The following is a 19,101-nucleotide window of genomic DNA, read 5'->3' on the forward strand; positions in this document are numbered from 1 at the left end:
TAATTAGCATCGCTTTCTGCGGCGAAGCTCGTCTCAATAAAATGATAAAAAACTTTCATCAATCAACTAAGCCAGAGAAACCTATCACCGCACCAGAGCCTGATGGCCTTTTTGCAGGGTGCGAATAATGTGATACCAAATTGCCCGTGTCAATATTTTGTAAGAAAGACTTTAGGGTCGAAGGGACGAACGGCGAATAATCGTCATTTTATTGGCGCCTTTGATTGGTTAGCGAAACTATATCGCAGCGCTACAAATGCCATATCGTTATTCTTTAACGGTATTTAAATTAGTCTTCTTATATCTATAAAGTTAGTTCCCTGCGTACCTGTCGACCAATCGGCGCGCCGCACGACACGAACCAACACGACATCCGTGAGTTTCTGATCGACGCGCGCGCCCTTGAGCGTGCCGTGCGTGGGAGTGTTTTATGTCTGCAGCTTCAGCATCGCCAAGCATCGCGCCACAATTCTTCGAAATCCGCCCGTTCAGCGGCGCGGTGGGTGCCGAAATCATCGGTCTCGATTTGTCCCGCCCGGTCAACGAGCAGGACTTCGCACGCATTCACCGTGCGCACCTGGATCATCACGTGGTGGTGTTCCGCGACCAACGCATTACCCCCGAGCAGCAAATCGATTTCAGCCGCCGTTTTGGCGTGTTGCAGATCCACGTGCTCAAGCAATTCCTGCTGGCCGGGCACCCGGAAATCCTCATCGTTTCCAACATCATCGAGAGCGGCCAATCCATCGGCCTGGGTGACGCCGGCAAATTCTGGCACTCCGATCTTTCCTATAAGGAACTGCCAAGCCTGGGTTCGATGCTGCATGCCCAGGAACTGCCGTCCGAAGGCGGTGACACCCTGTTCGCCGACATGCACAAAGCCTGGGAGAACCTGCCCGAGGCGCTGCGCAAGGCCGTCGAAGGGCGCTCGGCCGCGCACTCCTACACGGCGCGCTACAGCGAGACCAAATTCGAAGGCAACTGGCGCCCGACCCTGACCCCTGAACAACTGGCGCAAGTCGCCGAAGTCATCCACCCGGTCGTGCGCACCCACCCGGAAAACGGCCGCAAGGCGTTGTTCGTCAGCGAGGGTTTCACCACCCGCATCGTTGGCTTGCCGGAAGACGAGAGCAAGCAATTGCTCGACGAGCTCTACGCCCACAGCGTGTTGCCGCAAAACATCTACCGCCATCAGTGGCAGCCCCATGACCTGGTGTTCTGGGACAACCGTTCGCTGATCCACCTCGCCGCCGGATGTCCCAGCCATCTGCGCCGCAAGTTGTATCGCACCACCATCCAGGGCGACGCGCCTTTCTGATTTGCCGGAGATTTGACCATGTCCAAACGTCTACCCTTTGCACCGCTGGCCGCGGCCCTCGGCCTGGGTTTCAGCCTGATCGCCGGCAGCCTGGTGGCACCGACCGTGGCCCACGCCGAAGGTGAAATCCGCATCGCCGAACAGTTCGGCATCGTCTACCTGTTGCTCAACGTGGTGCGCGACCAGAACCTGATCGAGAAGTACGGCAAGCAGGAAGGCATCGACATCAAGGTCGACTGGACCCAGCTCTCCGGTGGCGCGGCGGTCAACGATGCGCTGCTCTCCGGTTCGATCGACATTGCCGGTGCCGGCGTCGGTCCGCTGCTGACCATCTGGGACCGCACCCACGGCAAGCAGAACGTCAAGGCCGTGGCCTCCCTGGGTAACTTCCCGTACTACCTGGTGAGCAACAATCCCAAGGTCAAGACCATCGCCGATTTCACCGAGAAGGACCGCATTGCGGTGCCGGCCGTGGGCGTGTCGGTGCAGTCGCGCTTCCTGCAATACGCGGCCGCCAAGCAGTGGGGTGACAAGGAATTCAATCGCCTCGACAAGTACACCATCGCCGTCCCTCACCCTGATGCCACGGCCGCATTGATCGCCGGCGGCACCGAGTTGAGCGGGCACTTCTCCAACCCGCCGTTCCAGGATCAGGCGCTGACCAACCTGAACGTGCACGTGGTGCTCAACACCTATGACCTGCTCGGCCCCAACTCGCCGACGGTGCTGTTTGCCACCGAGAAATTCCGTGAGGAAAACCCGAAGACCTACAAGGCCTTCATCGATGCGCTGACCGAAGCCGCGCAATTCGCGCAAAACGATAAAGGCGCGGCGGCGGACACTTACATCCGCGTCACCAAGGCCAAGATCGACCGCGCCGAACTGCTGAAAATCATCGACAACCCGCAGTTCGAATTCAGCGTCACGCCGAAAAATACCTACCCGCTGGCCGAGTTCCTCTACCGTGTGGGCGCGATCAAAAACAAACCGGATTCGTGGAAGGACTACTTCTTCCAGGATGCCAAACCGCTGCAAGGGAGCTGACCGACATGAACGCCCCCTTGCAAGGCCACACGGTCAGCAAACCGATCGCCGCAGCCCAGGCGCTGTTGTCGGTCGATAACGTCAGCCTGGAGTACCGCACGCCCCAGCGGGTGGTGCGGGCCACCCACCAGGTCAGCTTCGAGGTCGATCCGGCGGACCGTTTTGTCCTGCTCGGGCCGTCCGGTTGCGGCAAGTCGACATTGCTCAAGGCCGCCGCCGGCTTCATCCAGCCAGTCGAAGGCGAGATCCGCCTTCAGGGTCAGCGCGTCGATGCGCCGGGGCCGGACCGCATTGTCGTGTTCCAGGAATTCGATCAACTGCCGCCGTGGAAAACCGTCAAGCAGAACGTGATGTTTCCGCTGCTGGCCTCGAAAACCCTCAAGCGTAAAGAGGCCGAAGAGCGGGCGCTGCACTACCTGGAAAAGGTCGGCCTGGCGGCATTTGCCGACGCCTATCCACATACCCTGTCGGGCGGCATGAAGGCGCGCGTTGCCATCGCCCGGGCGCTGGCGATGCAGCCGAAAATCCTCCTGATGGACGAACCCTTCGCCGCGCTCGACGCCCTGACCCGACGCAAGATGCAGGAAGAGTTGCTGCTGCTCTGGGAGGAGGTGCGTTTCACGCTGCTGTTCGTCACGCACTCCATCGAAGAGGCGTTGGTGGTGGGCAATCGCATCCTGTTGCTTTCGCCACATCCGGGTCGGGTGCGGGCGGAAGTCCACAGTCATCAATACGATCTACACAGCCTCGGCGGCGTGGCTTTTCAGGAGTCGGCGCGGCGCATTCACAGGTTGTTGTTCGATGAAGGCCAGTCACCGGAGACCGAGCGCGAGCTGGGTTTCGCTGACATCCGCATCGCTTATTGAGCCAGTTTGAGAGGAGGGCCCGATGAGCCATTTATCATCTGCGCGTGAAGAATTCGAAACCGTTTTGCAGCCACTGACCAGCGTACCGCTGGAGCGTGAATTACCGCTCGGCCAACGCCTGTGGCAACAGGGCTGGCTGCGCAAAAGCCTGATCCTGACTCTGCTTGCCGTACTCTGGGAGGCCACTGCGCGTTACACGAACAACGACTTGCTGTTGCCGAGTTTTGTGCAGACCGCTCATGCGCTGTATGACGGCCTGCTCAGCGGTGAGTTGCTGGGCAAGGTGTGGATTTCCCTGGTGGTGCTGCTCAAGGGCTACCTGATCGGCATTGTCCTGGCGTTTGCCCTGACGACGCTGGCGGTATCGACCCAATTCGGTCGCGACCTGCTCAGCACCCTGACCTCGATGTTCAACCCATTGCCGGCGATTGCGCTGCTGCCGCTGGCGCTGCTGTGGTTCGGCCTGGGGCAGAACAGCCTGATCTTCGTGCTGGTGCATTCGGTGCTCTGGGCCTTGGCACTCAATACTTACGCAGGCTTTCTCGGCGTCTCGGAAACCCTGCGCATGGCCGGCCGCAACTACGGCCTCAAGGGCATGCGTTTCGTGCTGTTCATCCTGATTCCGGCGGCACTGCCGTCGATCCTCGCCGGATTGAAAATCGGCTGGGCCTTCGCCTGGCGCACGTTAATTGCCGCCGAATTGGTGTTTGGGGCCACCAGCGGCAAGGGCGGGTTGGGGTGGTACATCTTCCAGAACCGCAATGAGTTGTATACGGACAAGGTGTTTGCGGGGTTGGCGGTGGTGATTTTGATTGGGTTGCTGGTAGAGAATCTGGTGTTTGATTCGTTGGAGCGAGTGACGGTGAAGCGGTGGGGGATGCAGCGTTGAATTGACATTGGCGCGATACAAAAGGGTGTGGGTCAGCTATTTTCGCGCATCCACACCAAACGTTGTATCCGGCTTATCCGGGCAGGGTCATTCTGTATCGCGACTGAGGCATGAGAGTTGTTCTCGCGAATTTGCTCAACCATATGGCTCGGATCGGTGCGGGTTGATATCTGTGGGAGTTGGCGGGAGATGTCGCTATCAATTAATGGGCTCATGTCCTGGGCGGTGTATGGCGGAGGCGGAGGCGGTGGTCGAACTGAAGGTCTAGGCATGCGGCGTGTATACGCTGGAGGCGTTCCGTCAAAGATCGCCAAGGTGTTTGGAATCAGTTTTTTGTAGGAGAAGGTGCCAGGGTCATGGCTGAAGTACGCAGGTGGACTATCATGGGGTCTCGAAAAAGAGCTGATACTCCCAAATATTTCTTCAGTGGGAGGAACAGTACGACGTAGGGATATCGAAGGCGCTGCGTCCATGGGTCTATTTCCGAGCGCGCCTCTCCCAGTGACAGGGGAGCTTGACACCCAGTGATCGAAAAGCGTGTTTGCTCTACGCCGAGCGTAGTTAATGGCGGTTTGTAGAGCTGAGGAAATGACGCGCAATACTCCAACATGTCCAGTCGGATCTATATGATTGACTGGATCTCCCACGCAATACGTATACGGATTCAACCCGCCCCACCCAAACGGACTCCAACTGTCCGGACTATGAAACCGCATCAATCGCGGGTTGTAGGCACGATAGCCATTACCCAACAAATACCAACTGGTTTGCATCTCACGCAATTGGCCATTGAGGCCCAGGTGTGTGATGACTTCCTGTTGCCCGGACTGTTGCCCGTAAGCGGAATAGGCGATGGCGTTGGTTCTCCCATCGACGATTTCGACGATGATTGAATGGCTGCTGTCGGTTGCCAGCAGCGTCGTGCGTTGCCAGGAAGGAGATTTCTGATCAACAGGTTTGAGTTGAGTCATGCCGATGGCTTCGCCGAAATATGGTCGAGAGATTTAGTTTTACACCTCACGTCCTCAGGCGAGAACTATCAGAACTGCTAGGGCGTCTGGATCTTTTGATCTGCTAGCATTGCGCCTGAATCAATCCTGATTAGCTACGAGTGCTCCCCATGCAACTCCCAGACATGAACCTCTTGGTCGCCCTCGACGCCCTCCTCGACGAGGGCAGCGTGGTGGGCGCGGCGCGGCGGATGAACCTCAGCCCGGCGGCCATGAGCCGCACGTTGACGCGCATCCGCGAGGCCATTGGCGATCCGATTCTGGTGCGTGCCGGCCGGGGGCTGGTGCCGACGCCGAAGGCGCTGGAGTTGCGCGAGCAGGTGCGCGACGTGGTGGAGCAGGCCGCGCAGTTGTTCCACTCGGCCAGGGTGGTGGATCTGGGCAGTTTGCGGCGGCGCTTCAGTATCCGCGCCAATGACTTTTTCATCGGCATCTACGGCGGCAAGCTGTTCGATACCGTGGAGCGTCAGGCCCCGCATTGCGAATTGCGTTTTGCGCCGGAGGGCGATGGCGATGATGAGGCCTTGCGCGAGGGGCGCATCGATCTGAGCGTCAGCAACAACCGGCCGTTGATGCCGGAAGTGAAGGTGCAGAACCTGTTTTCCACTCAGTTTGTCGGTCTGGTGCGCGAGGACCATCCATTGCTCGATGAGGAGATTACTGCCGAGCGTTTTGCAGGGTTTCCCCACATCAGTATGTCCCGCCGCGGTATCGCTCGAGGGCCGATCGATGCGGCACTCAACGCCCTGGGCCTGGAGCGCCGGGTAGCGGTGATCGCCCCGAGTTTCCACGCGGCGATGTTCGCCTTGCCCGATTCCGACCTGATTCTGCCGGTGCCCAGGGAGACGTTATTGAGCGTCCGTCGGCTGGGGCTGAAGTTGCGTTCGTTCACCCTGCCAATCCCGTTGCCCACCATCGTGCTCAACCAGGCCTGGCATCCTCGTTTCGACAATGACCCGGCTCACCGTTGGCTGCGCGAAACCCTGAAAACCTGCTGTGACGAGACGTGGCTGGCGGCGCAACCGGTCCCGTAGGAGCGAGCTTGCTCGCGAAAGCGGTGGGTCAGACGACTTCATTGTTGTCTGACACGCCCTCTTCGCGAGCAAGCCCGCTCCCACAGGTTATTTATCGTTGCGTCTAGCGCACTTATAACCTGTCGATAAGTCAGTTTTCGTCAGGTCCCGACCTTTTTAGAATGCTCCGACACCAAAATCCCGGAGCTAGCAGTAATGACTTCCCTGACGGTCACGGCCCCTATCGCCGCGGCCAGCCCGACGGCCGCCGCGCCACAGGTTTTTGGTCCGCGGATCATCATCGGCCTGGTGGGCGTATTGCTCGCCGTGCTGGTGTCGGGCTTGAACGAAATGGTGACCAAGGTAGCCCTGGCCGACATCCGTGGAGCCTTGGCCATTGGTTACGACGAAGGCACCTGGCTGGTCGCCAGCTACGCCGCGACCTCGGTAGCCGCCATGGCCTTCGCGCCGTGGTGCGCGGTGACGCTTTCGCTGCGGCGCTTCACCCTGTGTGCCATCGGTGCCTTCACCCTGCTGGGCGTGTTGTGCCCGTTGGCGCCGAACTACGAAAGTCTGTTGGTCCTGCGTACGCTGCAAGGCCTTGCCGGTGGCGCGCTGCCGCCGATGCTGATGACCGTCGCCCTGCGTTTTCTGCCGGCCAACGTCAAGCTGTACGGACTGGCCGGTTATGCCCTCACCGCCACCTTCGGACCCGGACTGGGCACGCCGCTGGCCGGGCTCTGGAGCGAGTACGTCGGCTGGCAGTGGACCTTTTGGCAGATCGTCGCGCCGTGCCTGATCGCCATGGTCGCCGTGGCCTATGGCATCCCCCAGGACCCGCTGCGCCTGGAGCGCTTCAAGCAGTTCAACTGGCGTGGTCTGCTCCTGGGTTTTCCGGCGATCTGCATGCTGGTGATCGGCATCCTGCAGGGCAATCGCCTGGACTGGTTCGAATCGAGCCTGATCTGCGGATTGCTGGTGGTCGGTACGCTGTTGCTGGTGGCGTTTCTGATCAACGAGTGGTCGCAGCCAATTCCGTTTTTCAAACTGCAGATGCTCGGCATCCGCAACCTGTCGTTCGCCCTGATCACCCTGGCCGGCGTGCTGGTGGTGTTGCTGGCGGTGGTGATCATTCCGTCCAGCTATCTGGCGCAGGTCCAGGGTTATCGCCCGGTGCAGACCGCGCCCATCACCCTGTTGGCAGCGCTTCCGCAGTTGATCGCGCTGCCGTTGGTGGCGGCGCTGTGCAACCTGCGCTGGGTCGATTGCCGCTGGGTGCTGGGGATCGGCCTGAGCATGCTGGTGTTGTCCTGCATCGGCGGTTCGCAGCTGACCTCGGTGTGGATTCGCGACGAATTCTATGCCCTGCAACTGCTACAGATCTTCGGCCAACCGATGTCGGTGCTGCCATTGCTGATGCTCTCGACCGGCAGCATCAGTCCCATGGACGGACCCTTCGCGTCGTCCTGGTTCAACACCGTCAAAGGCCTGGCGGCGGTGATCGCCACCGGCGTGCTGGAAACCCTGACCACGCATCGCCTGCACTTTCACTCGACCATGCTGGTGGACCGCCTCGGTAATTCGCCCCTGGTCGACAGCGACACCCCGGGCCTTGCCCACCGCCTGCATGAGCAGGCCGTGGTGCTGGCCGCAGCGGATCTTTACCTGTGCATGGCTGGCGTCGCAGTGGCGCTGATCCTGCTGATTTTCTGGCTGCCGACGCGGATCTATCCGCCCCGTGCGCCGACTTGAACGCATCACTGAAACAGAAGGTTTTCATGACGACTCAATCCAAGCAAAAAGTAGCCGTTGGCGTCTGCGTCGTGATCGCGACGGGCGTCCTGATTTATCTGCTGGCGCCCGGCCTGTTCGGCCAGCGCACGCAGCAGAGCACCAATGATGCCTATGTCTCGGCCGACTACACGCTGGTGGTGCCCCGCGTTGCCGGGTTCATCAAGCAAGTGCTGGTGGAAGACAACCAACAGGTCAAGGCCGGGCAGTTGCTGGCGCTGATCGATGACCGCGATCTGCGCGCCGCTGCCGAAGCGGCCGCCGCCGAAGCCGTGATGGCCCAGGCACAACTGGAAAATGCCCGGGCGACGCTTGAGCGTCAGGCTTCGGTGATCGCCCAGGCGCAGGCACAGGTGGTGTCCGCCAAGGCGGAAATGGCCTTTGCGCAACATGAACTGGACCGTTACAACCACCTGGCCGGGGTCGGGGCCGGCACGGTGCAGAACGCTCAACAAGCGCGCACGCGGATCGACCAGGCCGGTGCCCGGTTGACCAATGTCACGGCGGTGCTGGCGGCGGAGCGCAAGCAGGTGGACATACTCGCCGCCCAACGTGATGGGGCGGAGGGTGGTTTGAAACGGGCGCAGGCCAAGCTTGAAATCGCCAGTTACGAGCTGTCTTACACGCGGATCACCGCGCCGCAGGACGGCATGGTCGGTGAGCGCGCGGTGCGGGTCGGCGCCTATGTCACGCCAGGCAGCAAACTGCTCGCGGTGGTACCGCTGGCGCAGGCCTACGTGGTGGCCAATTTCCAGGAAACCCAACTGACGAATGTGCAACCGGGGCAGGACGTGCAGGTGCATGTCGACACCTTTGGCGGCGCAACCTTGAACGGGCGGGTCGAGAGCATCGCACCGGCCACCGGGGTGACTTTTGCTTCGGTCAAACCGGATAACGCCACTGGCAACTTTACCAAGGTGGTGCAGCGGATTCCGGTGAAGATCGTGCTGGAGCCGGGGCAGGCCCTGGCTGCGCATTTGCGGGTGGGGATGTCGGTGGAGGCGAGTATCGATACGGCCAGCGTCAAGGCTAATGAGGTTGTTCAGCGATGAAGATGTTCGTTGAATGTGCCGACGATTCGACTTGCTCGCGAAGAGGTCATCCGTCTCGACTTACCTTTTGCGCCTTGCTCGTGATCAGCCTCTCAGCCTGCACCGTCGGCCCGGACTTCCAAAAACCACAGGCACAGCAAGTCACCGTATGGTCAAAACCATCAAAAGCCGCCACCAGCCAAGCCACCGCCGAGACGATGAACGAGCGCTGGTGGCAAGTGTTCAACGATCCGAAACTCTCGGCCCTTACTCAGCGCGCCCTGACCGACAACCTCGACCTGAAGCTCGCCAGCAGCCGCTTGCAGCAAAGCCGTGCGGTGCGCCAGGTGGTGACGGCCGATCGTTATCCCACCAGCGCCGTCGGCGGCAGTTACGCCCGTAAACGCAACAGCGGCGAAGGCCTGAGCGACCCGTCGGGACATGACGGTAACTCCGCGTTCAACCTTTGGGATGCCGGGTTCTCCGCCTCTTGGGAACTGGATTTCTGGGGCAGGGTACGTCGCGAAACCGAGGCTGCCGATGCCACTCTGGAAGTGGCGGAAAACGACCGTCGCGGCGTGCTGTTGTCGGTGCTGGCCGAAACCGCCCAGGACTACATTCAACTGCGCGGTGTGCAGAATACCCGCGCCGTCACCGAACAGAACCTCGACGTCGCCCGCCATAGCCTGAAGCTGTCGCAACTGCGCCTGGCCGACGGCGTCGCAACCGACCTCGATGTCGCCGAAGCGGCCGCCCAGGTCGCGACCATCGAATCGCGCCTGCCAGCACTGGAGCAACGCCAGGCCCAACTGATCAACGCCCTGAGCCTGTTGATGGGCGAACCGCCCCAAGCGCTGGCGGCCGAGTTATCCGCCGACGCGCCGGTGCCGCAAACCCCGCGCCAGGTCGCCATCGGCCTGCCGTCGCAACTGGCCGAGCGCCGCCCGGACATCCGCCAGGCCGAAGCCCGCCTGCATGCCGCGACCGCGAGCATCGGCGTTGCCAAGGGTGATTTCTACCCGCGCATCACCCTGTCGGGCAGTGTCGGTTCGCAAGCCATGCAATTGAGCGATTTCGGTTCCTGGGGTTCACGCAGCTTCGGCATCGGCCCGCAGTTCAGCCTGCCGCTGTTCGACGGCGGTCGCCTGCGCGGCGTGCTGGATCTGCGCGAGGCCCAGCAACAGGAAGCAGCCATCGCTTACCAGCAAACCGTGCTGCGCGCCTGGCATGAAATCGACGACCAATTGAGCGCCTACAACGCCAGCCAACTGCGCCGCGACAGCCTCGCCGAAGCGGTGCGGCAGAACCGGATCGCCCTGCAAACCGCGCAACGGCAATACGTCGAGGGCGTGGTGGACTTCGTCAACGTGCTCACCGTGCAAGGCGCCTTGCTGGCGACTCAGGAGCAGTGGGTGGAGAGCTCCACCGGTGTTTCGCTGGCGGCGGTCGGGTTGTACAAGGCGCTGGGTGGTGGATGGGAGTCGGTTTATCCGCTGACCGCACAGCGGTGAGTGAAACTGTGTAGCCGGGCGTAGGAAGGGTCCTGATTTTTTTGTGTGGGCATCCGGGATGCCCATCAGGGGTTAGCATTTTGGTCCACTCCATGACCCTGGTTATGCATCCCTATGAATGCCAATCCTTATGCGCCTCCAGTGGCCGAACTTGATTGCACTGAACCACCCCGCGCGACCTTTTTTGTTGTGGGGACAAGCAAATTCGCGCTGATGATCGTTTTCACCTTTGGTTTGTACCTTACCTATTGGATGTATAAAAACTGGAAGCTTTACCGCACCGCCACGGGCAACAAAGTGTTACCCATAGTTCGTGCAATTTTTTTCGTGTTTTTTGTGTACTCGTTGTTCACCAGCATTGAACGGCGAATACGCGCTTCAGGTAAGGACTATCGTTGGTATCCACGCTTGCTTGCGTTGATTGTGATCATGACTGCGCTAGCGGGCATGGGGCTGGCGTGGTTACCGGATCTGCACATCAGCTTTGCCCTGAGTCTTCTGGTTCTACTCTTGCAAGTCTGCTCCTTGTTGCGTGTACAGGAAGCAATCAACTATCTGGAAAACGACGTGCGCGGAACGGCGAACGCAACACTGACTTTTGCCAATGGAGTCGGGTTCACATTTGGCTTGTGCGTTTGGGGCGTAGCGATTCTGGGTTTCTATATCCTGTTGTAGAGTTACCCTCGACTCAAGATTTGGCCGACAGATCCGCCATGCCCTTGAGCAATTCGATCGGCAACGGAAAGACGATGGTCGAGCTCTTGTCCCCGGCGATCGAACTCAGCGTCTGCATGTAGCGCAGCTGCATGGCACCGGGCTGGCGGCCGAGCATTTCGGCGGCCTGCATGAGTTTTTCCGAAGCCTGCAATTCGCCTTCAGCGTGGATCACTTTGGCCCGACGTTCGCGCTCCGCCTCTGCCTGTCTGGCGATGGCGCGGATCATCGATTCGTTGAGGTCGACGTGCTTGATTTCGACGTTGGCCACCTTGATGCCCCAGGCGTCGGTCTGGGCGTCGAGGACTTGCTGGATGTCGATGTTCAGCCGTTCGCGCTCGGCCAGCAGTTCATCAAGTTCGTGTTTGCCGAGCACCGCGCGCAAGGTGGTTTGCGCCAGTTGGCTGGTGGCCATGAGAAAATCTTCGACCTGAATGATCGCCTTCTGCGGATCGAGCACGCGGAAGTACAGCACGGCGTTGACCTTGACCGAGACGTTGTCGCGGGTGATCACATCCTGCGGCGGGACGTCGAGGACGATGGTGCGCAAGTCGACGCGGACCATTTGCTGGATCACCGGAATCAGCAGGATCAGGCCTGGGCCCTTGACCTGCCAGAAGCGTCCGAGCTGGAACACCACCCCGCGCTCGTACTCGCGCAGGATGCGGAACGTCGCCCCCGCCAGTGCGATCAGCAGTAGCAGCAGCGCGACAAAACCGATTTGCAGACCCATGACTAACCTCCAACCGTTACCGCGTCAGCCGCGGCCACTTCCAGCAACAATCCCTTGCGTGCCACCACCCGGACCTTTTGCCCGATCTGCAATGGCGTGGTGCTGGACACCTGCCAGCGTTCGCCCTGCAAATGTACCCAGCCCAGGCAGGCATCGCCGGCCTGCAAGGCCAGCACCGGGGTAACGCTGCCCAGCAGGCCGGCATCGCCGCTGACGGTATGACGCGGCCGGGTCTTCAGGGCGCGGATCAGCAGGAATATCAGCAGCAACGCGCTGATCAGGCCCAGGCCGATCATCAACGGCACGGGCAATTCGGCATTGGTCAGGATCACCGCGCCGATCACGAACATCACGATCCCGCCCAGACCGATCACGCCGTAGTTGGGCAGGGCCGCCTCGGCGATCAGGAACGCGATACCGAAGGTAATCAGCCAGATCCCCGCGGGGTTGGAAGCGGGCAGTCCGGCGGTGTCCGCGGCGATGGCGGATCCGCTTAATGCCAACAGCAATGCAACGGCACAACAGCGAGTGTTCACGTGACCCTCCGGGAGAGTCGCAGGTGGTTCTGTATACAGTCTAGTTGAGGCGCTGGTTGTATGAATTTTGCCCAGTTGTAAACCTGCCCGATGGGCGGATTTCCCGCTGGTTTGCCCCGGCGGGCCTAGACTTTTACTACGTACAAAAATGTTAACCATCGTCCGCCAGGCGTTATTGCGGACTCCGAGGTGCATCATGCGTATGGCAAGAACCGTGCAGAGAAGCCTGGACCAGGCTCAATGCGAATATGACATCGTCACCCATCCACACTCGGCCAGCAGCCTCGAAACCGCGCGGGTCGCGGGTATTCCCGCGGAACGGGTGGCCAAGTCGGTGATCCTCGACGACCACCACGGGCATTACCTGATGGCCCTGCTGCCTGCCAGCCGTCACCTGGACTTGAGCAAAGTGCGCAGCACCGGTGAATGGCAGGTCTCCAGGGAAAGCAATCTGCCGCACCTGTTCGACGACTGCGAACGCGGCGCCGTGCCTGCCCTGGGCGAAGCCTATGGCCTGGACGTGGTCATCGACCCACTGCTGACCCGGCAGAAAGACATCTATCTGGAAGCCGGCAACCACATCAACCTGTTGCATATGGACATGCCTCAATTCCTGAAAATGGTGCCGCATGCGGAGGTGCGGGAGTTGAGTCATTGAATTTTGCGCAGTCAGTCACATCGCCTTCGCGGGCAAGCCACGCTCCTACAAGGTGACGCGTTCCCCTGTAGGAGCGAGCTTGCTCGCGATTGACCGCGCAGCGGTCACCTAAACCACCCAGGAGCCAGACATGGAAAACCCAACCCACAGCCTTCCCTCCCTGTTCAAACAACTCGGCCTTCCCGACGACGCCGAGAACATCGACAAATTCATCGCCACCCACTCACCGCTCAAACCGGACCTGCACCTGGCGGATGCTTTTTTCTGGAGCCCGAGCCAGGCGGATCTGTTGCGCAATGAAATCCTGGATGATGCCGATTGGGCGGAGGTGGTGGATCAGTTGAATGTGATGCTGAGAAAGGGGCGGGGGGTATAGAGATTCAATTCTCTGGCGGCCACTGTCGAGATGTGTGAACCAGGGCAAGTATCCAGATTGCATTCACCGCTTGCTCATAAACGATGCGATAGCTCTGATGTGGAATCAGCTCGCGAGTGCCTGCAATGATTCCCGCGGGGCCGCTTTCCGGGTATTGGGCTAGTTGGGACATCGCATCGCTGAAGCGGCTATCCATGTCGATGGCTGCTTCAGGGTTAACGGTGTGCAGGTAAATACCAGATGTCCGCACGATCCTGTGCTGCTTCTCGCGTCCAGATTATTTTCATTCTTGTATGGCTGCCCGTCCACGCCTGGAGGCGAATTCCGCTTCCACTTCATCGTTCGTCAGGCCGTCGCCTCTGCTCATCGAAACACGAGCGATGTCCACCTTGCGAACTCCATTTGGGCCGTCCTACGACAGATGGCAACCAATTTGTTTCAAAACTTGACTGAAAATCCCCTCCAATGGCATATTGATAGTTAGCAAACTAACAGTGTGTATTGACCCTCGTGCCGAATTCCCTCGACGCTCTCCAGATGAACATCAGCAGCACCATGGTGGTGGCCGCGCGGCACTGGCGCAAAATCTGCCAGGCCACGCTGGCCAACTATGGAATTTCTGAAGCCTGTGCCGTCCCGCTGCTGATGATCGGGCGCCTGGGGGAGGGTGTGCGGCAGGTGACAGTGGCGCAGGCGGCGGGAATGGAAAGCCCGTCCCTGGTGCGATTGCTTGATCAGCTGTGTCATGGCGGCTACGTCTGCCGCACCGAAGACGCCCAGGATCGTCGCGCCAAATGCCTGAGCCTCACCGATAGCGGTCGCATTCTGGTGCAAACCGTCGAGGTCGAACTGGTTCGATTGCGCAATGAGGTGCTCGAAGGTATCGATCCGCGAGATCTGGAAGCCACTCTACGGGTATTGAAGGCCTTTGAAGCGGCCGGGCAATCATCGGACGACAACCCTTGAACGGCTTTTTTTCCGGCTTCCCCCCAGCGCGGGACTGGTTCTACGGCGTACGCACCTTCGCGGCCTCGATGATCGCGCTGTACATCGCCCTGCTCATGCAAATGCCGCGTCCTTATTGGGCGATGGCTACCGTTTACATCGTTTCCAGCCCGTTTGTCGGGCCGACCAGCTCCAAGGCACTGTACCGTGCGGTCGGCACTTTTCTGGGTGCCGCTGCGGCTGTCCTGTTCGTGCCGATGTTCGTGCAGAGCCCTTATGTGCTGGTGGTGGTCATCGCGCTGTGGACCGGGACCCTGCTGTTCCTGTCCATGCATTTGCGCACCGCCAACAATTACGCCTTGATGCTGGCCGGCTACACCTTGCCGTTGATCGCCCTGCCGGTGGTGAATAACCCGTTGGCGGTGTGGGACGTGGCCGAAGCGCGCACCGAGGAAATTTTCCTGGGCATCGCCGTCGCCGCGGTGGTTGGCGCCATGTTCTGGCCGCGCCGGCTGGCCCCGGTGTTCAACGATTCGGTGAGCAAATGGTTTGCCGACGCGTCGATCTACAGCGCGCGCTTTCTCGACCGCAACGTGCAGCCCGAGGAAGTCAGCGCTTTGCGCTCCTCGATGGTTGCCACGTTCAATACCCTTGAACTGATGATTGGCCAGTTGCCCCACGAAGGCGCGCGGCCACAAACGGTGCGCAACACCAAGGAGTTGCGCGGGCGGATGATTCACCTGTTGCCGGTGATCGATGCCCTCGACGATGCACTCTACGCTCTGGAAAGACGCACCCCCGAGCTGGTGGACAAGTTCTCGCCCTTGCTGGCCGCCTCCACCGAATGGCTCGAGCACCAGGACGCTGACATCGAGCGCTGGCAAGCGCTTAAAGACCAGCTCGAAGCACTGCAACCCAGCCCCGAAGTGCTGGATGATCGCAAGCAACTGCTGTTCTCCAACGCCATCTATCGCCTCGGCGAATGGGTCGATCTGTGGCAGGACTGCCGCAGCCTGCAACACGCGATCGAGTGCGAAAGCCAGGACAGTTGGCGCGCGGTCTATCGGCATTGGCGCCTGGGGCGCCTGACCCCCTTCCTCGATCGTGGCCTGATGCTCTATTCCGCCGCCTCCACCGTCGTTGCGATCATTGTCGCCTCGGTGTTGTGGATTCTGCTGGGCTGGACCGACGGCGGCGCGGCGGTGATTCTGGCGGCCGTGGCCTGCAGCTTCTTTGCTTCGATGGACGACCCGGCGCCGCAGATCTACCGGTTCTTTTTCTGGACGGCGATGTCGGTGGTGTTCGCCAGCCTCTACCTGTTTCTCGTCCTGCCCAACCTGCATGATTTCCCGATGCTGGTGCTGGCATTCGCCGTGCCGTTCATCTGCATCGGCACCCTGACGGTCAAGCCACAGTTTTACCTGGGCATGCTGCTGACGTTGGTCAACACCTCGTCGTTCATCAGTATCCAGGGCGCGTACGACGCGGACTTCCTCAGCTTCGCCAACTCCAACCTGGCAGGTCCCGTCGGCTTGCTGTTTGCCTTCGTCTGGACCCTGATCGCCCGGCCATTCGGGGCCGAGCTGGCGGCCAAGCGCCTGACCCGTTTCGCCTGGCGCGACATTGTCAGTCTCACCGAGCCGGCCACATTGGCCGATCACCGGCGCCTGGGTGTGCAGGTGCTGGATCGACTGATGCAGCATCTGCCGCGCCTGGCCGTGACCGGCCAGGACACCGGCATCGCCCTACGCGAAGTCAGGGTGGCACTGAACCTGCTGGACCTGCTGGCCTACACGCCGCGGGTTCAGGGTGCACCGCAGGCGTTGCTGCATCAGGTGGTGGCCGAGGTTGGCGAATACTTCACGGCCTGTCTCAAGGCCGGTGAACGCCTGCCGGCACCGAGCCCGTTGCTGATGACCCTCGACCGCACCCGCCGAGCCTTGGCCAGCGCGCCGGATGAGCAAACCCGCCTGCACCTGCTGCACGCCCTCAGCGGCCTGCGCCTGGCGTTGTTGCCCGGCGTCGAATTCGTTGGTTCTGCCGAGTCTGAAGAACCGCTTCCCCACGGCATCGATGGAGCGCCTTTATGATCGGTGATCTGGATATCAGTGGGGTGTTCCTGCCCACGCTGCTGGTGCTGATGGGCATTACCTATGTGGTGTACCTGTTGGTACACGGGGTGCTGACGCGCCTGCACTTTTACCGTCTGGTCTGGCACCGGGCATTGTTCAACGTGGCCCTCTACGCCCTGCTGCTGGGCGCTGTGGACTCACTCAGCCGATACCTGATGACATGAAAAAACCGTTTTTAACCCTCGGCCGCGTGGTCCTGACGCTGCTGATCGTTACCTTCGCCGTGGTCGTGGTCTGGCGCATGGTGATGTACTACATGTTCGCGCCCTGGACCCGTGACGGGCATATCCGTGCCGACATCGTGCAGATCGCGCCGGACGTGTCCGGGCTGATCCAGCAAGTGCAAGTGCGCGACAACCAGTTGGTCAAGCGCGGCCAGGTGCTGTTCAGCATCGACCAGGACCGCTTCAAACTGGCCCTGCGCCAGGCGAAAGCGGCGGTCGCCGACCGCGAGGAAACCCTGGCCCAGGCCCAGCGCGAAGCCAAGCGAAACAAGGGGCTTGGCAACCTGGTGCCGGGCGAGCAACTTGAAGAAAGCCAGTCGCGGGTGGCCCGCGCCCAAGTGGCGTTGATGGAAGCTCAGGTCGCCGTCGACAGCGCGCAACTTAACCTTGATCGCTCGGTGATCCGCAGCCCCGTAGACGGCTACGTCAACGACCGCGCGCCGCGCACCCAGGAATTCGTCAGTGCCGGGCGGCCGGTGTTGTCGGTGGTGGATAGCAATTCTTTCCATATCGACGGCTATTTCGAAGAAACCAAGCTCAACGGCATCCACATCGGCCAAAGCGTCGACATCCGGGTGATCGGCGACAACGCGCGACTGCGCGGCCATGTGGAAAGCATCGTGGCCGGTATCGAGGATCGCGACCGCACCAGTGGCAACAACCTGCTGCCCAACGTCAATCCGGCCTTCAGTTGGGTGCGGTTGGCCCAGCGGATTCCGGTGCGCATCGCGTTCGATGACGTCCCTGAGGATTTCCGCATGATCGCCGGGCGCACCGCCACGGTATCGATCATCGACGACCAGAAACGGGAGCCCGCGTTATGAGCAAGGCCTCGGGTTTGGCGATCGCCGGATTAGGCTTGCTGTTGTCGGCGTGTCAGGTGGTCGGTCCGGATTATCACTTGCCGGACGAAGCCGCCATCCACCGTGAAGACCTGCAGGGCGAACTGGCGGTGAACGGCAAGCCGGTGGTTTCGGCGCCGGTGCCTGGCGATTGGTGGCGCCTGTATCATGACCCGCGGCTTGACCAGTTGGTGCAGCAGGCCCTGGCCTCCAACACGGATCTGCGCGTAGCGGCCGCCAGCCTGCTGCGAGCGCGCGCTCAGGTCGACCAGGCCGAAGCAGCGGGCGGCTGGAGCGGTGGGGTGAAGATGGGCGCCCAGCGCTTGCAGGAATCCGGTGAAGCGTTCCTGCTACCGGAAAAAGTGCCGGTGGCCAACATCGGCGATATCGGCATCAGTGCGTCCTACCAATTCGACCTGTTCGGCACCTTGCAGCGCGGCATCGAAGCGGCCAAGGCCAATGCCGATGCGACCCAGGCGGCGGCCGATACGGCGCGCATCACCCTGGTGGCCGATGTGGTCCGGGCCTACACCCAGGTGTGCGCGGCCAACGAGGAACGGGAAATCGCCCAGCATTCCCTCGACCTGCAAGCCCAGAGCACCACACTCATCCAGCGATTGCGCGATGCCGGGCGTGGCGACGAAACCCAGGTCACCCGTTCGCAAACCCAATTCAAATCCTTGCGCGCCGACATGCCGCGCTATGAAGCGGCGCGGCAGGCCGGGCTGTTCCGCCTGTCGATGCTGCTGGCCAAACCGCTGGATCAACTACCGGCTGGCACCGACAGCTGCGCCGAACTGCCAAAAATCGCGCAATTGTTGCCGGTGGGTGATGGTGCATCGCTGCTCAAGCGCCGCCCCGACATCCGCCAGGCCGAACGTCGACTGGCGGCCGCGACCGCCGGTATCGGTATCGCTACCGGTGAGCTGTACCCGGACATCCGCATCGGCGCGACCATCGGCACGGTCGGTATCCTGGAAAACCTCGGCGAGCCGTCCACCAACCGCTGGGGTTTCGGTCCGTCGCTGACCTGGAATGTGCCGACCAACGGCGCCCGGGCACGCATTCGCGAGGCTGAGGCGGTGACCCAGGCCACGCTTGCACACTTCGATGGCGTGGTGCTCAACGCGATTCGTGAAACCCAGACCGGTCTGGCCCAGTACTCCGCCTTGCTGCAACGCCGTGAGGCCCTGGCGGACGCCGAGCAGTCGGCGAAGCTGGCCGCAGACCAGACCCATCGCTTCTTCCAGGCCGGCCGTGCGTCGTTCCTGGCGGATCTGCAGGCGACCCGCACCTACACCGACGTCACCGCGCAACTGGCCGCCGCCAACACTCAGTTGGCCATCAGCCAGATCGATTTGTTCCTCGCCCTGGGCGGCGGTTGGGAAAGCGGACGAACGCAAGCGTCGAACTCCGGCAAACCCTGAGGCCGTTGCTATGCTTTGAAGTGTCGAAAGGGCGTTCGTGC

The 19,101-nt window shown here is 61.0% G+C and carries 19 protein-coding genes and 2 pseudogenes; 16 read left to right on the forward strand and 5 right to left on the reverse strand.

The genetic code is table 11. From position 1 onward, the window contains the following. Positions 1-430: 430 nt before the first annotated feature. From ACM6I6_RS06040 to ACM6I6_RS06055, 4 genes are read left to right on the forward strand one after another with little or no spacing between them, the layout of a single operon-like run. Positions 431-1,318 carry a TauD/TfdA dioxygenase family protein gene (locus ACM6I6_RS06040; protein ID WP_414919591.1) on the forward strand — a complete coding sequence of 296 codons (888 nt, stop codon included), beginning with the start codon at positions 431-433 and terminating at the stop codon, positions 1,316-1,318. 18 nt (positions 1,319-1,336) lie between these two features. After that, a complete protein-coding gene (locus ACM6I6_RS06045) occupies positions 1,337-2,362 on the forward strand; it encodes an ABC transporter substrate-binding protein (protein ID WP_414919592.1) in 1,026 nt (341 codons plus the stop codon). A gap of 5 nt (positions 2,363-2,367) precedes the next feature. Continuing rightward, on the forward strand, positions 2,368-3,228 hold the full coding sequence (locus tag ACM6I6_RS06050; RefSeq protein WP_274075009.1) for an ABC transporter ATP-binding protein: 861 nt from the start codon (positions 2,368-2,370) through the stop codon (positions 3,226-3,228). A 22-nt stretch (positions 3,229-3,250) separates the two neighbouring features. Beyond that, complete coding sequence (locus tag ACM6I6_RS06055; protein WP_406591427.1) at positions 3,251-4,117, forward strand: ABC transporter permease; 867 nt, start codon at positions 3,251-3,253, stop codon at positions 4,115-4,117. A 32-nt stretch (positions 4,118-4,149) separates the two neighbouring features. On the opposite strand, the gene ACM6I6_RS06060 is transcribed toward ACM6I6_RS06055, so the two are convergent. Continuing rightward, entirely contained in the window at positions 4,150-5,088 is a 939-nt protein-coding gene (locus tag ACM6I6_RS06060) for an RHS repeat-associated core domain-containing protein (RefSeq protein WP_414919593.1), read from the reverse strand. A gap of 149 nt (positions 5,089-5,237) precedes the next feature. Here ACM6I6_RS06060 and ACM6I6_RS06065 point away from each other — a divergent pair, with 149 nt between their 5' ends. The 5 genes from ACM6I6_RS06065 to ACM6I6_RS06085 all read left to right on the forward strand — a co-directional run bounded on the left by ACM6I6_RS06065 (position 5,238) and on the right by ACM6I6_RS06085 (position 11,148). Continuing rightward, complete coding sequence (locus tag ACM6I6_RS06065) at positions 5,238-6,161, forward strand: LysR family transcriptional regulator (protein WP_274075012.1); 924 nt, start codon at positions 5,238-5,240, stop codon at positions 6,159-6,161. Positions 6,162-6,356: 195 nt separating this feature from the next. Beyond that, complete coding sequence (locus ACM6I6_RS06070; protein ID WP_414919594.1) at positions 6,357-7,892, forward strand: MFS transporter; 1,536 nt, start codon at positions 6,357-6,359, stop codon at positions 7,890-7,892. Between the two features lie 26 nt (positions 7,893-7,918). Beyond that, positions 7,919-8,983: an HlyD family secretion protein gene (locus ACM6I6_RS06075; protein WP_323626490.1), complete on the forward strand. Its 1,065-nt coding sequence runs from the start codon at positions 7,919-7,921 to the stop codon at positions 8,981-8,983. Next, on the forward strand, positions 8,980-10,473 hold the full coding sequence (locus ACM6I6_RS06080) for an efflux transporter outer membrane subunit (protein ID WP_414919595.1): 1,494 nt from the start codon (positions 8,980-8,982) through the stop codon (positions 10,471-10,473). Before ACM6I6_RS06075 ends, ACM6I6_RS06080 begins: the two co-directional genes overlap by 4 nt. Positions 10,474-10,587: 114 nt before the next feature. Next, positions 10,588-11,148 carry a hypothetical protein gene (locus ACM6I6_RS06085; protein ID WP_274075016.1) on the forward strand — a complete coding sequence of 187 codons (561 nt, stop codon included), beginning with the start codon at positions 10,588-10,590 and terminating at the stop codon, positions 11,146-11,148. Between the two features lie 13 nt (positions 11,149-11,161). On the opposite strand, the gene ACM6I6_RS06090 is transcribed toward ACM6I6_RS06085, so the two are convergent. Next, positions 11,162-11,920, reverse strand: coding sequence for a slipin family protein (locus ACM6I6_RS06090; protein ID WP_274075017.1), 759 nt, complete (start codon positions 11,918-11,920; stop codon positions 11,162-11,164). 2 nt (positions 11,921-11,922) lie between these two features. Beyond that, positions 11,923-12,456, reverse strand: a complete 534-nt coding sequence (locus ACM6I6_RS06095) for an NfeD family protein (protein ID WP_406591422.1) — start codon at positions 12,454-12,456, stop codon at positions 11,923-11,925. A 196-nt stretch (positions 12,457-12,652) separates the two neighbouring features. On the opposite strand from ACM6I6_RS06095, the gene ACM6I6_RS06100 reads away from it, so the two are divergent. Together ACM6I6_RS06100 and ACM6I6_RS06105 are read left to right on the forward strand one after the other, a co-directional pair. Continuing rightward, positions 12,653-13,114 carry an aminoacyl-tRNA deacylase gene (locus ACM6I6_RS06100; RefSeq protein ID WP_274075019.1) on the forward strand — a complete coding sequence of 154 codons (462 nt, stop codon included), beginning with the start codon at positions 12,653-12,655 and terminating at the stop codon, positions 13,112-13,114. A gap of 130 nt (positions 13,115-13,244) precedes the next feature. Beyond that, positions 13,245-13,490 (forward strand): DUF2789 domain-containing protein, encoded by a 246-nt coding sequence (locus ACM6I6_RS06105; protein WP_274075020.1) that lies wholly within the window; start codon positions 13,245-13,247, stop codon positions 13,488-13,490. A 4-nt stretch (positions 13,491-13,494) separates the two neighbouring features. Here the strand turns inward: ACM6I6_RS06105 and ACM6I6_RS06110 are convergent. Both ACM6I6_RS06110 and ACM6I6_RS06115 read right to left on the reverse strand, forming a co-directional pair. After that, positions 13,495-13,777 (reverse strand): annotated as a pseudogene (locus tag ACM6I6_RS06110) (type II toxin-antitoxin system RelE/ParE family toxin). After that, positions 13,774-13,884: pseudogene (locus tag ACM6I6_RS06115) on the reverse strand (antitoxin of toxin-antitoxin stability system); the annotation flags it as partial. The pseudogenes ACM6I6_RS06110 and ACM6I6_RS06115, both read right to left, overlap by 4 nt. A 143-nt stretch (positions 13,885-14,027) precedes the next feature. Here ACM6I6_RS06115 and ACM6I6_RS06120 point away from each other — a divergent pair. The 5 genes from ACM6I6_RS06120 to ACM6I6_RS06140 are packed head-to-tail and all read left to right on the forward strand — an operon-like array spanning position 14,028 to position 19,060. After that, positions 14,028-14,456, forward strand: coding sequence for a MarR family winged helix-turn-helix transcriptional regulator (locus ACM6I6_RS06120; RefSeq protein WP_323608091.1), 429 nt, complete (start codon positions 14,028-14,030; stop codon positions 14,454-14,456). Further along, the gene (locus tag ACM6I6_RS06125) at positions 14,453-16,525 is read left to right on the forward strand and encodes an FUSC family protein (protein WP_414919596.1); all 2,073 of its coding nucleotides are present in this window, start codon (positions 14,453-14,455) and stop codon (positions 16,523-16,525) included. Before ACM6I6_RS06120 ends, ACM6I6_RS06125 begins: the two co-directional genes overlap by 4 nt. After that, positions 16,522-16,731: a DUF1656 domain-containing protein gene (locus ACM6I6_RS06130; RefSeq protein WP_093227920.1), complete on the forward strand. Its 210-nt coding sequence runs from the start codon at positions 16,522-16,524 to the stop codon at positions 16,729-16,731. The genes ACM6I6_RS06125 and ACM6I6_RS06130 overlap by 4 nt, the downstream gene beginning before the upstream one ends. Next, positions 16,728-17,615, forward strand: coding sequence for an HlyD family secretion protein (locus ACM6I6_RS06135; RefSeq protein ID WP_274075024.1), 888 nt, complete (start codon positions 16,728-16,730; stop codon positions 17,613-17,615). Before ACM6I6_RS06130 ends, ACM6I6_RS06135 begins: the two co-directional genes overlap by 4 nt. Continuing rightward, positions 17,612-19,060, forward strand: a complete 1,449-nt coding sequence (locus tag ACM6I6_RS06140) for an efflux transporter outer membrane subunit (protein ID WP_414919597.1) — start codon at positions 17,612-17,614, stop codon at positions 19,058-19,060. Before ACM6I6_RS06135 ends, ACM6I6_RS06140 begins: the two co-directional genes overlap by 4 nt. Positions 19,061-19,101 lie beyond the last annotated feature (41 nt).

The organism is Pseudomonas sp. IT-P218, assembly GCF_949767605.1.
Taxonomy (GTDB): domain Bacteria; phylum Pseudomonadota; class Gammaproteobacteria; order Pseudomonadales; family Pseudomonadaceae; genus Aquipseudomonas; species Aquipseudomonas putida_AE.

Bases quoted from the DNA above. Each gene is read 5' to 3' on its own strand.
- ACM6I6_RS06065 (WP_274075012.1), top strand. From the start codon at position 5,238: ATGCAACTCCCAGACATGAACCTCTTGGTCGCCCTCGACGCCCTCCTC.
- ACM6I6_RS06105 (WP_274075020.1), top strand. From the start codon at position 13,245: ATGGAAAACCCAACCCACAGCCTTCCCTCCCTGTTCAAACAACTCGGC.
- ACM6I6_RS06055 (WP_406591427.1), top strand. From the start codon at position 3,251: ATGAGCCATTTATCATCTGCGCGTGAAGAATTCGAAACCGTTTTGCAG.
- ACM6I6_RS06075 (WP_323626490.1), top strand. From the start codon at position 7,919: ATGACGACTCAATCCAAGCAAAAAGTAGCCGTTGGCGTCTGCGTCGTG.
- ACM6I6_RS06080 (WP_414919595.1), top strand. From the start codon at position 8,980: ATGAAGATGTTCGTTGAATGTGCCGACGATTCGACTTGCTCGCGAAGA.
- ACM6I6_RS06120 (WP_323608091.1), top strand. From the start codon at position 14,028: ATGAACATCAGCAGCACCATGGTGGTGGCCGCGCGGCACTGGCGCAAA.
- ACM6I6_RS06050 (WP_274075009.1), top strand. From the start codon at position 2,368: ATGAACGCCCCCTTGCAAGGCCACACGGTCAGCAAACCGATCGCCGCA.
- ACM6I6_RS06090 (WP_274075017.1), bottom strand. From the start codon at position 11,920: ATGGGTCTGCAAATCGGTTTTGTCGCGCTGCTGCTACTGCTGATCGCA.
- ACM6I6_RS06060 (WP_414919593.1), bottom strand. From the start codon at position 5,088: ATGACTCAACTCAAACCTGTTGATCAGAAATCTCCTTCCTGGCAACGC.
- ACM6I6_RS06070 (WP_414919594.1), top strand. From the start codon at position 6,357: ATGACTTCCCTGACGGTCACGGCCCCTATCGCCGCGGCCAGCCCGACG.
- ACM6I6_RS06140 (WP_414919597.1), top strand. From the start codon at position 17,612: ATGAGCAAGGCCTCGGGTTTGGCGATCGCCGGATTAGGCTTGCTGTTG.
- ACM6I6_RS06100 (WP_274075019.1), top strand. From the start codon at position 12,653: ATGCGTATGGCAAGAACCGTGCAGAGAAGCCTGGACCAGGCTCAATGC.
- ACM6I6_RS06130 (WP_093227920.1), top strand. From the start codon at position 16,522: ATGATCGGTGATCTGGATATCAGTGGGGTGTTCCTGCCCACGCTGCTG.
- ACM6I6_RS06045 (WP_414919592.1), top strand. From the start codon at position 1,337: ATGTCCAAACGTCTACCCTTTGCACCGCTGGCCGCGGCCCTCGGCCTG.
- ACM6I6_RS06085 (WP_274075016.1), top strand. From the start codon at position 10,588: ATGAATGCCAATCCTTATGCGCCTCCAGTGGCCGAACTTGATTGCACT.
- ACM6I6_RS06040 (WP_414919591.1), top strand. From the start codon at position 431: ATGTCTGCAGCTTCAGCATCGCCAAGCATCGCGCCACAATTCTTCGAA.
- ACM6I6_RS06135 (WP_274075024.1), top strand. From the start codon at position 16,728: ATGAAAAAACCGTTTTTAACCCTCGGCCGCGTGGTCCTGACGCTGCTG.